Source organism: Alishewanella sp. HL-SH06 (genome assembly GCF_052656265.1).
Genome location: NZ_CP199752.1, coordinates 3,258,139 through 3,271,335 on the forward strand (window position 1 = coordinate 3,258,139; position 13,197 = coordinate 3,271,335).

Genomic DNA, 13,197 nt, shown 5'->3' on the forward strand with positions numbered 1-13,197 from the left:
TTACCCATTAAAACTATACTAAATTGCATCAGTCAACTCCGCTAACCTAGTAATTAGGCTTGAATCCCATTTAGGATTTGCAAGGCCTGAACTTATAAACTCTTGTAGTTCAGTTGCTGTAATTGCCAAAGCAAAAGTTTGACCGTTAATAATATTAAAAAAAACACAACCCGAAAAATCAGAAAAGCTATGCACCAAAATTTCGGGTTTTAGTTTCAAATTCATGAATATAACTGACAATCAACTCCATCCAGGAACAATATCATTAAAAATTCTTAAGGCTTCAGGGCGATTGTCTACAGCTAAATCGTATATATTTTTAGCAAAAAGATCTGCTGAAGAAAAAGGTTTACCTACACCTATAATAGGATAGAAAATGGTATCCGATGGATGAGCACCACTATTTGTAGCATTGAGATACATTCCAACCAATAACCTATTGATCCCTGAAGGGCCTTTATTATCGTCATTGTTTATTATGGCGCGGAAACGAACATTTGCTCCTATATTTGGAGGGTTTGATATGTTATTGAAGCGTTCACCAAAAATATCTTTAAACCTAGGATTGTTCGGATGATCACCACGTGGCAAAACAAAACTAGATGGACCCACAGTTTTAATATTATTACCTTGCGCAAAATCAGAACCATGACCAGAGGCACAAATAGAATTTGCCACACCACAAGTTGTGGCCCATACAGACTTTGAAGGTAAAGAAGCAATAACCAAACCTGCACCGGTACGGGTGAGAAATTTACGACGACTGACTTTTGCATCGTGTTGATCTTTCGGGTTGTTTCCTTGCATATAAACCTTCCTACAACAAGTTGAATTCTGTGAACTTACAATTAAACATGCAATTTATACACCAAAAACACAGATACCTGTTTTTTAAGGGGTTCTTTAAAACCCAACATCAGGAATATCGGGTTAGTGTAAAATAAACTGACGTTATTTAATTAAATCGCCTATCTATAATTTAGCGGGTTTGCGGCAACTTGGCAAATTGCCTGCTGCTTTGCGCTGTGTATAAAAACCATTCGCCTCAGGCATCATCTCTTGTAAGGTCGTAATACGGGTTTCGGGTACAGGGTGGCTGGATAAAAACTGTGGTCCAGCAGGGCCACTGGCCTTTGCCATATTACGCCATAAGTTAACCGCTTCGCTTGGGTCAAAACCTGCTTTTGACATTAATTCGAGGCCAATTATATCAGATTCTGTTTCATGAGCTCGGCTAAACGGTAAGGCAACGCCTAATTGCGCACCAACACCTAAGGCCGACATTAATTCTTGCTGATATTGCACGCCATAGGCTTTAGAGCCGGCATCGCCTAGGGCTAGGGCCATTTGTAAAAATTGATTGGTAGAAAGCCGCTCATTGCTGTGGCCCGCCATCACGTGCGCAATTTCATGCCCTACTACTGCAGCTAATTGTGCTGGTGTTTCAGCCACTTTTAACAAGCCGGTATAAACGCCAATCTTACCACCGGGTAACGCAAAGGCATTCACTTGTTCGCTATCAAAAACCACAATTTCCCAGCTTTGTTGCTGATATTCATCAGGGGTTACTTTCAGTAAGGCATTGCTGATACATAACACATAGCGATTAATTTCAGCATCGTTGCTGATTTTTTCCGCCGCTTTCATCTCTTCGAAGGTTTGTGCACCCATGGTGTTTAATTGCTGGTTATCGTACAGCATCACTTGACGACGACCGGTCGGTGACTCAGCACAGGCCACCAATAACACGGTACAAATGGCTGACACCCATAATTTCTTTATCATCTTAAATCCTTTTGCAAACACATCGAACACATTTGACCAGTTTACTCTGCTGGCATAAAAAAACCACCCGATTATGGGTGGTTTTTTTTACTAATGAGATTAGTTAGTTAAATCATCAAAAAACTTCTTCACACCATCGAAGAACCCTTTTGACTTAGGACGATGCTTGGCTTCACTGTCGCCAGCCATGCTATCGTCTAGTTGTCTTAGTAGCTCTTTTTGCCGCTCAGATAAATTCACTGGCGTTTCAATCACCACTTTACACACTAAATCACCGACACCCCCACCACGCACTGATTGCACGCCCTTGCCACGTAGGCGGAACATTTTCTCAGTTTGTGTTTCAGCTGGGATCTTTAATTTAACCCGGCCATCTAAGGTCGGCACATCAATTTCACCACCTAAAGCTGCGGTCGCAAAGCTTAATGGCACATCGCAATACAGGTTGTTACCATCACGCTGGAAAATGGCGTGTTGCTTAACGCTGACCTGCACATACAAATCACCCGCCGGAGCGCCATGCATGCCTGCTTCGCCTTCGCCGGTTAAACGAATACGGTCACCGGTATCTACACCTGCGGGTATTTTAACGGCCAACGTTTTGGTTTTTTCAATGCGCCCTTCACCATGACACTTGCTGCACGGATCAGGAATAATCTTGCCACGACCACTACAAGTAGGACAGGTTTGTTGTACCGCGAAAAAGCCTTGGCGCATCGTCACTTGCCCAGCACCATGGCAGGTTGGGCAGCTCTTGGCTGAAGTGCCTTTTTTGGCACCTGAACCATCACAGCTATCACAACCGACCATCGTTGGTACTTTAATGTCGACCGATTTACCTTTAACGGCTTCTTCTAATGTCAGTTCTAAGTTGTAACGAAGATCTGAGCCGCGCTGTGCCCGTGATTGACCGCGACGGCCACCGCCTCCGAAGATATCACCGAACACGTCGCCGAAAATATCACCAAAGTCAGCATTGCCGCCACCACCCGCACCACGATTCGGATCTACCCCGGCATGGCCGAAGCGATCATAGGCGGCTTTTTTCTGGTCGTCAGACAAAATCTCATAGGCTTCTTGCACTTCTTTAAACTTCTCTTCCATGGCTTTATCACCCTGTGTGCGATCGGGGTGAAATTTCATGGCGAGGCGTTTATAAGCCTTTTTGATCTCTTTATCATCGGCGCCTTTAGCGACACCTAATACTTCATAATAGTCACGCTTGGACATAGATCTGTGCTTAATTCTCAGTAAAAGGGCTACAGATTATGCTGCAGCCCGATATGGGTGATAATTACTTCTTGTCGTCTTTAACTTCTTCAAACTCAGCGTCAACAACATCATCGCCAGCAGACTGCTGAGCAGTTTCTTCACCACCCTGCTGACCTCTAGCTTGTGCTGCTTCCATCAGTTTTTGCGAAGCTTGTAACAAGGCCTGGGTTTTCGCTTCGATGTCAGCTTTATCGCTGCCTTTCATCGCTTTTTCCAGATCGGTAATCGCGTTCTCGATAGCTTCTTTATCATTGGCAGCTAAGGCAGAACCGGCTTCTTCCAGCTGTTTGCGGGTAGAGTGTACCATAGCATCGGCTTGGTTACGTGCCTGCACCATTTCTTCGAACTTTTTATCTTCTTCAGCATTCGCTTCGGCATCACGCACCATTTTATCGATTTCTTCCTCACTTAAACCTGAAGAAGCTTTGATGGTGATCTTTTGCTCTTTACCGGTGTCTTTGTCTTTCGCCGACACGTGTAAAATACCGTCCGCATCTAAATCGAAAGTTACTTCAATTTGTGGCTCGCCACGACGGCCTGGGCGAATACCTTCTAAGTTAAATTGGCCCAGAGATTTGTTATCTGAAGCGCGCTTACGCTCACCCTGGATCACGTGGATCGTCACCGCAGATTGGTTATCATCTGCCGTTGAGAACACTTGCGACTTTTTCGTCGGGATAGTGGTGTTTTTCTCAATCAGAGCTGTCATCACGCTACCCATGGTTTCGATACCCAGTGATAACGGGGTAACATCCAGTAATAAAACGTCTTTAACATCACCTGACAGCACCGCACCTTGAATGGCCGCACCAACCGCAACGGCTTCATCTGGGTTAACGTCTTTACGAGGCTCTTTACCAAAGAAAGCGGTAACGGCTTCTTGTACTTTCGGCATACGCGTTTGACCACCAACCAGAATAATCTCGTTGATTTCGCTGACACTTAAATCGGCATCAGCAAGCGCCTTTTTCAATGGCTCTAGGGTGCGTTGTACTAAATCTTCAACCAAAGATTCTAATTTAGCGCGAGTCACTTTGATGTTCAGGTGTTTTGGACCTGAGGCATCTGCAGTGATATACGGTAAGTTAACTTCAGTTTGTGAAGCAGATGACAGCTCAATTTTCGCTTTTTCTGCTGCTTCTTTTAAACGTTGCATGGCTAAAGGATCATTACGTAAATCCATGCCTTGCTCTTTCTTAAACTCTTCAACTAAGTAGTTGATTACGCGGTTATCAAAGTCTTCACCACCTAAGTGAGTATCACCGTTAGTCGCTAATACTTCAAACGTTTGCTCGCCATCAACATCATCAATTTCAATAATAGAGATATCGAAAGTACCGCCACCTAAGTCATATACTGCAACTTTGGTGTCGCCTTTCTTTTTATCCATACCGTAGGCTAATGCCGCAGCTGTCGGTTCGTTGATAATACGTTTAACGTCTAAACCTGCGATACGGCCAGCATCTTTAGTCGCTTGACGTTGTGCATCGTTGAAATAGGCTGGAACCGTAATAACGGCCGCAGTAACCGCTTCACCAAGATAATCTTCAGCGGTTTTCTTCATTTTTTTCAAGATTTCAGCTGAAATTTGTGGCGCAGCTAATTTTCGGTCTTTTACTTCAACCCAAGCGTCACCATTGTCTGCTTTAACAATTTTGAACGGCATGATTTTGATGTCGCGTTGCACTTCTTCGTCTTCAAAACGACGGCCAATTAAACGCTTGATTGCATACAGAGTATTTTTAGGGTTGGTCACCGCTTGACGTTTTGCTGGTTGCCCTACTAAAACTTCACCATCTTCTGCATAAGCAATGATGGATGGCGTAGTACGAGCGCCTTCAGCATTCTCTAATACTCTTGGCTTATCGCCATCTAAAATAGCCACACAAGAGTTGGTTGTACCCAAGTCAATACCAATAATTCTACCCATAATTTCTCTCCACCTAATATTCTGAACAATGTATCGTTGCGATGGTAAATTAGTGGGGATTAGCCCTGATCTATTCAAGGTTATCAACGTGATTTTTTTTGATTTTGTCTAAGTTAAATGACTTTAACGCGCCTTTTGTTGAAAAGCGGTTAACTTAAACCATCGCTCAGGGCTATAATCGACCAACACTTTTTTTTAAATAGGATCCGCTATGCCATTACTTGATAGCTTTACCGTAGACCATACCATTATGCGAGCGCCTGCCGTTCGGGTTGCGAAGAAGATGAACACGCCTAAGGGGGACGCAATCACCGTTTATGATTTACGTTTTTGCGTACCGAACGAAGAAATCTTATCTGAGAAAGGTATTCACACTTTAGAGCACTTATTTGCCGGTTTTATGCGGGATCACTTAAACAGTGCAGACGTTGAGATTATTGATATCTCACCAATGGGCTGCCGCACCGGTTTTTACATGAGCTTAATTGGTACGCCTGATGAGCAACGTGTTGGTCAAGCTTGGCAAGCCGCGATGACGGATGTGTTACAGGTTGCCAGCCAAAAAGATATTCCAGAATTAAATATCTATCAATGTGGCACTGCGCAGATGCATTCATTAGACGAAGCCAAACAGATTGCGCAAAACATTTTAACGCGCGGTGTGGGTGTTAACCGTAATGATGAATTAGCACTCCCCGCTGAAGTACTCAGCAAATTATAATTGTATCGCTCACAAAAAGGTCAGCTTGCTGTCATACAGAACAGTTAACGTGTTTAGCATGACTGCTGGCTGCCCTATTGTAGGGTTTTTAATGTTAATCATCCTCAGCAACACAAATGCGATTTCGGCCCGTTTCTTTTGCGTGATATAGCGCATCATCCGCAGCAACGATCATCTTTGCCGCATCAGTAAAAGGCTGGTTACTGGTTGAAACCACGCCCGCAGAGAAAGTACAGCTAAAGGTGTTATCCTCAGCCGTAAACTTTAACTTTCTAAACGCATCGAGAATACTTTCAGTTATTTTTTTGGCTTCTTCGGCACCGCAATCGGGTAACACCAGTAAAAACTCTTCACCACCATAGCGACCGGCGCGATCCGTTTTACGGATACGTTTGCGTAATAATGTTGCCAAGGCCGAAATAACCATATCACCAATGGCATGACCATAATTATCATTTACCGATTTAAACAAATCGATATCAACCATCACAACACTAAGCGGTTGCTGTTCACGCCGGGTACGATCTAATTCTATATCCACAGCACTTTTAATCGAGCTGTGTTTAATTAAGCCTGTTAAACCATCTTTTTCAATTAAGTTTTTAATCTGAATACTGCGTGCTAACCGCACTTTTATTGCTTGTGTTAACTGCGAGTCGTCAATCGGCTTGGTTAAAAAATCATCTGCCCCATGTGCCATGGCGCGCAACTGAAGGGATTTGTTCACCTCTGAAGAGAGATAAACAATAGGTATACGCTTCAAAGAGGGATATTGCCGAATCAGCCCTGCCAGTTCAGCGCCAGAAATCTCTGGCATGTAAATATCCATTAAAACTAGATCAGGCCCAAAGCGCATTAACTCGTTCACAATATCGCGGACATTTTTGACAATCGCTGTTTCAATACCGACATTTTGCAAAACTAAAGCGTAATGCTCAGCCAATAAGGTATCATCATCAACAATAAATACCCGGCCAAAACTGCCACTGTGAGTTTCAAGTAACTCCGTAATGGTAGAAATACAGCTAGGGATATCTAAAGGTGCTACAAAAAAGGCATCGGCACGCTGTTGTGCTGCTTTAATACGTAAATCAAAATTATCCTTAGCAGATAAAACCAGCAAACGCGCATGCTTTTTAACTAACTGGTCTAAAAGTAGCGTCTGCTCAAACAACAGGCTGCCATCCGCTAAAGATATGGCTGACAACAAAATAGTCGGTGCGGTATTTTGCAGCCGTTGTAAACATTCATCAAAAGCATTAAATAGCTCAACTTGCATCCCAAATGCGGTCAACTGCTGGCTAAATTCATCAATAATGGTTTTAGAATCGAGAATTAACCAAATGGTGTTCGGTTGCAATATTATTGGATCAGGAATGCCTAATTCACTGTATTTATTGCGTAAAGCTTTGTCTACAGCAATTCCGAACTCTAATACCGCGCGCTTTAACGAGGGTATGGCTTGCTGTTGATCAACATCCGTTTTGTTAATAATAATTAAGGTTAATTGTTCAATTTGCCGGGCTTGTATACCTAAACTGGCGTATCCAAAGGTACCGCAAGCACCTGCCAATTTATGTGCTTCTGCCATGAGCTGTGTTAAAGGCTCTTTGCTGACATCGGCTTTTGCAAGCTTTGCCATACGCGCTAATCGTTCTGGCAAACCGTGCTCAAAACGCTGTCGCAACTGCGCAAACGCTTCAGACGGCGATCGTTTAGCAGGGGTACTATTCATCAGGATCTTCCTGTACAACAGAGATAAAATCAGGTTTTTGACAATATGGTAACACAAAACGGAAGGTGCTGCCCTCTGCAAGAACAGAGTCAAAGCTAATGGTTCCCTGCATTTGCTCAATTAATTCTTTGCAAATGGCTAAACCTAAGCCGGTTCCGCCGGTTTGTCGATTATTGGAACCATCCGCTTGAGCAAAACGTTCAAACACGCGATGTGTAAATTCAGGGTCTATTCCAATACCGTTATCCGTGATCGAGATTTGCACTTTGTCACCCAAATGCTCAGCGTTAATGGCCACTGTACCCTCAGGGTATGAAAATTTAACGGCATTAGAGATCAAATTAGTCAGTACTTGTTGTAAACGCATGGCATCGGCTAACACACACAGACGGTCATCACATTGCTCAATATTTAAGGTGATTTTATATTGCTCAGCGTAAAGTAATAAATTTTCCAGTGCCTGCTGCAGTTCTGTTGCAACATGCAAAGGTTGGATATTAAGCTGTACCTTACCCGCAGTTAACTTTTCAATGTCAAGTAAGTCATTAATTAAGTTAGATAAACGCCCGGTATTACTGGACGCAATTTGCAACATCTTTTGCATCTTATCGGAAATTTGATCCCTGGCGCCAGCATTTAATAAACTTAACGCCCCTTTAATCGCCGTCAGAGGGGTGCGTAATTCATGGCTTACCGTCGCTATAAATTCATCTTTAAGTTGTTGTAATATCATTCGTTCAGTAACATCTTGCACCGAACCTACCAACAATTTTTCGGGGTTTTCGGTCAGTGGCAACAATTTAGCCACTCCATGCACCCAGCAAATAGTGCCGTCTGGGCGAATAATGCGATGGATAACATCATGCACGCCCGTTTCTTGCGCCATTAGCTCACTTTGTTCCACTAACTGACGATCATCCGGATGCACAATACTTTTAAACAAGGCTATGCTCGGCTTGATATCTTGCTCATCAAAACCAAATAATTGATAAATCATCGGTGACCACCATAACTCTCCTGTCACCAATGATGCCTGCCAAAAACCGATGGCGGCATTTTTACTGGCACTATCAAGCCGTTGCTGAGCCATTTTTAATTCACGATTCACCTGTTCTAACTGCAAATAGTATTGTTTGATGGTGGTGATATCTTGAATATAGCCATGCCACAACGTACTGCCATCGGGCATGGCTTCTGGCTGAGACGAACCGGATAACCAAATTATGGACTTATCTTCATTGATCACGCGATACTCATGATACCATTCAGCTAGAGTTAGCCTCGATTGTTCAATACTCTCTACTAAACCGGTTAAATCCTCTGGATGAATTTTAGCAAACGCCATTGATGCATCTTTTTTTAACTGCTCCAAAGAAATACCATAGACTCGCTCCATCGCATTACTTGCATAAGGAAACGCCACACGACCATCTGGCCACTGCTGATACTGGTATACCGCGCCGGGTAATTGTGATGCTAAAGCGGACAACTTGTGCTTAGCGAGCTTTTCTTCAGAGATATCCAAAATAAAACCATCGAGAAAACGCACCTTGCCATCTTCGGCGTAATCGGCTTTGCCACGCTCTTCCACCCAATGGATCTCACCGTTTTTGTGTATAACACGGTACTGCAATTGCCAGCTTTGCTGCTCTGCCACTGCTTGGTCCACGGCCTTTTCTAACCAGGCACGATCTTCAGGATGGATTACACTGGCATAAGTACGTACCTTGTTATTAATAAAGTCACTGGCTGGATAACCCGAAACCGGATCAATATTGCCGCTCATGAACAGCATGGTCCAGTTTTTATCTACCATACATCGATAAGTAATACCGGGAATATTCGATACCAACGCTTGAAACTGATCTCGGCTGGCTTTTATTTCTAATTCTGCCTGTTTTTGGGCAGTAATATCAGCATGGGTACCATACATCATTAATGGCTTGCCATCATCAGTCCAAGAGATTACCCGACCACGGTCATGCACCCAAATCCAATCGCCGGTTCGGTGTCGAATTCGACATTTACAATCATAAAAGGCTGACTCGCCGCGAAAATGCTGTTCTAACAGTCTGTTAGACTGTTCAACATCCCCAGGGTGTGCAAGATCAAACCAGGTAGAAATGGAAATAGGCGCTAACTCAGCTAAAGTGTATCCCGCCATTTCAGCCCAGCGTTCGTTAAACGTGGTTTCGCCGGTTTGAACATTCCACTGCCAAGTCCCTATGCGCGTACCTTCTAATACCGAACGATACATTAATTCTCTTGCCGCAAGCTGTTCATGCGCATGCTCTTGCAGTCGATCATTAATTTCTTGTTCTATAAGCTCCGCAAACTGTTTGAGGCTTTGACGCTCTCGTTTTGATAAACGACGCGGTACCTCATCAATTAAACACAAGGTGCCAATACGTTCATTCGCTAAGGTTAATGGCGCGCCAGCATAAAAACGAATAAAAGGTGACGTTGTCACTAACGGATTATCATCAAACCGTGCATCTTGCTGCGCATCGTACACTTCGAAAACATCATCAGCTAAGATGGCATGGCCACAAAATGAAATATCCCGATGTGTTTCACACACATCTAAACCTTGACGTGATTTCAGAAACTGACGTTCTCGATCAACCAATGAAATGAGCACAATTTTCACATTGAAACATTGCTGCACTAAACGCGTAATGCGATCAAACCTAGCCTCGGGATCGGTATCTAGCAGCTGTGTTTGCTGTAATATCTGTAATCGACGCTCTTCAGATAAAGGAATTTCTGGTTTTTGCATAATGCCTCTTTACAGCCTTAGCTAGTTTCATCATTTAAACAGGATCCTGGCTTAGCCAGCGCAAAGGCCAACCAGAAAGTACTACCAAGACCATATTGAGAATCAAAACCCACCTGCCCTCCCATCTTTTCTGTGAGTTCTTTTGTGATGGCTAACCCTAAACCTGTCCCACCTTTATTTCGATTACTCGAGGCATCGCCTTGGGCAAACTTCTCAAAAATACGTGATTTAAAATCATCCTTAATACCTTGTCCACGATCGATCACTTCAAGCCGAGCTTGATTATGCTCAGCGCTCAACACTAATTTAATTTCACCACCGTGCGGTGAGAATTTAATAGCATTGGATAACAGGTTAACAATAATTTGAATCAACCGCTCTGCATTAACATTAGCATAAACCGCTGGTGACAGAACCTCGATACGAAAACGAATTTGATATTCGTTAGCAAAACTCATCACGCCTTCGACTGCTTTCTCTAATAGTGGCTGTAATAGCTGTATCTGTAATGGCATAACAAACTTACCCGAGATTAACTTCTCGATATCCAGCAAATCATCAATCAATATTGTCAGTCGTTCGCAATTCTGCTCCGCTACCGTTAGCAGCTTTGTGGTTTTGCTATTTAATTAGCTTATTTTCCCAGAGTTAACCAAACGCAAAGAAGCATAAATTGCGGTTAAAGGGGTGCGAAGTTCATGACTTACCGTAGCAATAAACTCGTTCTTCAAACGTTCTGTCCGATGACGTTCTGACACATCACGCGCAATGCCAAGATAGCCGCTAATCTTACCTGAATGATCACGGATCACCGTTATCGTTAGGGATACCGGAATGGCTTGCCCAGACTTATGCAGGTAAGTCCATTCATGTGTTTCCGTTCCTTCTTGTTCGGCTTTAATTACAAAAGCACGAAAACCTTGTACCGGTTCAGCCAGCTCTGCATTAAGTTCTTTGATGCGGTTCATCACTTCTGAAGATTGATGCAAAATTTCTGGCGTTTGCTTTCCTACCAATTCCTCAGCTTGGTAGCCAAGCATTTTCTCTGCTCCAACACTGAAAAACTGAATAACACCGTTAGGATCAGTTGCAATAATCGAAAAATCGGATGCTGCCGATAAAATAGCATTTTGCTGGCTATTACTGTGTTGTAACGCCTCCGTTCGTTGAGTTACTTGTTGCTCTAACTCACATTGCGTTATACGGCTGCGTTGAAAGGCATCGTTTAAATGAGCACTCATCTGTGCCAAGGTATGCGATAAATTGCTGTACTCCAACACACGGCTTTGCGGCATAACGGTTTTTTGTTGCTGAGTAATATCAGCCTGTATGCGCTGACTTGCCACATCAATACGCCTCAAAGGTAAGCTGATCGCTTTACTGAGCAAAGCGCTGATCCCAATGGTAAGCCCTAAAAACAATACTAAACGCACAAATTGCTGCGCACTGTCTTGCTCTAATTGCGCAACAACACTCTTTGCGGGCTGCTCTATCACTAGCCAAAATTGGTCGTTTTGCCAACGCAAAGGATAAGTAAAAACATACCGACTTTTGCGCCAGCTTTGAATGGGGATGAGTTCTGAACTGGGTTGCCAGTGTTGAAAACCAGTAGATAGTGCGTTCGCTGCATTGGCGGTAATCGTCTGGTTTTGCCCCATCAACTGAGTAAGCTGCTTTTTACTATCTAAGAGTGCCAGCGCGTAACCTCGATCAACAGGTAAACTCGTGGTGAGTTGTTGCAGCTCACTCGGCAACAAAGTTGAGCTGGGTTTTGGTATATGTTCTAGCTGCAATGCAATGACGGCCGAGATCTCTGCCATGCGTTCCACCACCGCTAGCTCGTATAACGCTTTTGATTTTTTAGCATCGAAAATGACGGGTAAACTTCCAGCGAGCAGGGTTAAACTGAGCAGGGTTAGAAAAACCAACTGCCCAAAACTGATTGCGGGTAAGGCAAGTTTTTTACTGAGTGTTTTGTTTAGTTGCATCATTGCAACCAGTACAGCCACAACCAAAGTATTAAAAATACCATTACTAATCTGCTTTAATGCAATCAGCACAGCGGTGTTTGAGGGAGCGTTAAGCACAAGCGCATAACAACCTATTATTACAGGCAACGCTAATAGCCAAAACTGCAAATCTAACAGAACTAAATTCGTCTGATTATTTTTACCATAGCGTAAACTTAACCAAAGTATTTCACTACTGAAAATAAACCAAGCAAAGGGATGCTGCCAGATCAGCACAGTTGCACTTGCAGCAATAATACCGACGACAATAGCCGCTTTTGTTCCAAGCAGTACCAGTGCCAAAACAGCAAAAACAGAGCCAAAAATAAAGTCTATGTCAAAAAAAAGCGGCAATCGTAAAAAATTAAAACCAAAGCCCAACAGCGATAAAAGCAGTATCAGCAACAATTGGGGTAATGTTGCCAACCTCAACCACCCTCGGGCGTGATGTTCAAATTTCATAACAACGTGTTTATTACCTTAGTTAGTGATCTGTGCTTGCTCAAACAACTGCTGCAATCTGTCGCCCAGAGCCATTGGTTCAAAGGGTTTGTCTATCACTGCAATAGCTCCTGCATCAAGATAATGCTGCTTCTCAGCTTGCTGAATTTTTGCTGTCATAAAAACCACAGGCACACTAGCAAGTTCTGGTATGGCTCGCAGTGCGGCTAGCGTTTGCATGCCATCCATTTGTGGCATCATGACATCCAATAATATTAATTCTGGATTAAAACCACTTGCTTGAGCCACTGCACTTGCACCGCTGTCACAACTAAGCAGTTCGAAACCAGCAACATCAACCAAAGCGATTTCAGCTACCGCTCGAATCGACTCATCATCTTCTACATGCATTATCCGTTTTAATGCCATAAGAGCCTCACTTAATTTACCTGACGACTTAACTTGTTTGGAAATTAGATTAAATACAAATCAATCCTAGCATACTCTAACAATAGCGCCTGTATA

At 43.3% G+C, this 13,197-nt stretch carries 11 protein-coding genes; 1 reads left to right on the plus strand and 10 read right to left on the minus strand.

Annotation, left to right across the window (positions count from 1 at the left end):
- Positions 1 to 18: 18 nt before the first annotated feature.
- The 5 genes from ACUJFK_RS15090 to dnaK form a co-directional block, all read right to left on the minus strand.
- The gene (locus tag ACUJFK_RS15090) at positions 19 to 225 is read right to left on the minus strand and encodes a hypothetical protein (protein ID WP_445425357.1); all 207 of its coding nucleotides are present in this window, start codon (positions 223 to 225) and stop codon (positions 19 to 21) included.
- 15 nt (positions 226 to 240) lie between these two features.
- Positions 241 to 807: a hypothetical protein gene (locus ACUJFK_RS15095; RefSeq protein WP_445425358.1), complete on the minus strand. Its 567-nt coding sequence runs from the start codon at positions 805 to 807 to the stop codon at positions 241 to 243.
- Positions 808 to 972: 165 nt separating this feature from the next.
- Positions 973 to 1,785 carry a M48 family metallopeptidase gene (locus tag ACUJFK_RS15100; RefSeq protein WP_445425359.1) on the minus strand — a complete coding sequence of 271 codons (813 nt, stop codon included), beginning with the start codon at positions 1,783 to 1,785 and terminating at the stop codon, positions 973 to 975.
- Between the two features lie 99 nt (positions 1,786 to 1,884).
- Positions 1,885 to 3,015 carry a molecular chaperone DnaJ gene (dnaJ, locus tag ACUJFK_RS15105; RefSeq protein ID WP_236130049.1) on the minus strand — a complete coding sequence of 377 codons (1,131 nt, stop codon included), beginning with the start codon at positions 3,013 to 3,015 and terminating at the stop codon, positions 1,885 to 1,887.
- A gap of 64 nt (positions 3,016 to 3,079) precedes the next feature.
- A complete protein-coding gene (dnaK, locus tag ACUJFK_RS15110; protein ID WP_445425360.1) occupies positions 3,080 to 4,987 on the minus strand; it encodes a molecular chaperone DnaK in 1,908 nt (635 codons plus the stop codon).
- A 211-nt stretch (positions 4,988 to 5,198) separates the two neighbouring features.
- Between dnaK and luxS the strand changes: the two genes are divergently transcribed.
- Entirely contained in the window at positions 5,199 to 5,708 is a 510-nt protein-coding gene (luxS, locus tag ACUJFK_RS15115; protein WP_445425361.1) for an S-ribosylhomocysteine lyase, read from the plus strand.
- 94 nt (positions 5,709 to 5,802) lie between these two features.
- Here luxS and ACUJFK_RS15120 read toward each other — a convergent pair whose 3' ends face one another.
- The 5 genes from ACUJFK_RS15120 to ACUJFK_RS15140 all read right to left on the minus strand — a co-directional run bounded on the left by ACUJFK_RS15120 (position 5,803) and on the right by ACUJFK_RS15140 (position 13,101).
- Positions 5,803 to 7,443 carry a diguanylate cyclase gene (locus tag ACUJFK_RS15120; RefSeq protein WP_445425362.1) on the minus strand — a complete coding sequence of 547 codons (1,641 nt, stop codon included), beginning with the start codon at positions 7,441 to 7,443 and terminating at the stop codon, positions 5,803 to 5,805.
- Complete coding sequence (locus ACUJFK_RS15125) at positions 7,436 to 10,222, minus strand: PAS domain-containing protein (RefSeq protein ID WP_445425363.1); 2,787 nt, start codon at positions 10,220 to 10,222, stop codon at positions 7,436 to 7,438. The genes ACUJFK_RS15120 and ACUJFK_RS15125 overlap by 8 nt, the downstream gene beginning before the upstream one ends.
- Before the next feature lie 17 nt (positions 10,223 to 10,239).
- On the minus strand, positions 10,240 to 10,788 hold the full coding sequence (locus tag ACUJFK_RS15130) for a sensor histidine kinase (RefSeq protein ID WP_445425364.1): 549 nt from the start codon (positions 10,786 to 10,788) through the stop codon (positions 10,240 to 10,242).
- Between the two features lie 63 nt (positions 10,789 to 10,851).
- Positions 10,852 to 12,657, minus strand: coding sequence for a PAS domain S-box protein (locus ACUJFK_RS15135; protein WP_445425365.1), 1,806 nt, complete (start codon positions 12,655 to 12,657; stop codon positions 10,852 to 10,854).
- Positions 12,658 to 12,711: 54 nt separating this feature from the next.
- Positions 12,712 to 13,101, minus strand: a complete 390-nt coding sequence (locus ACUJFK_RS15140; protein WP_226751181.1) for a response regulator — start codon at positions 13,099 to 13,101, stop codon at positions 12,712 to 12,714.
- Between the last annotated feature and the right edge of the window lie 96 nt (positions 13,102 to 13,197).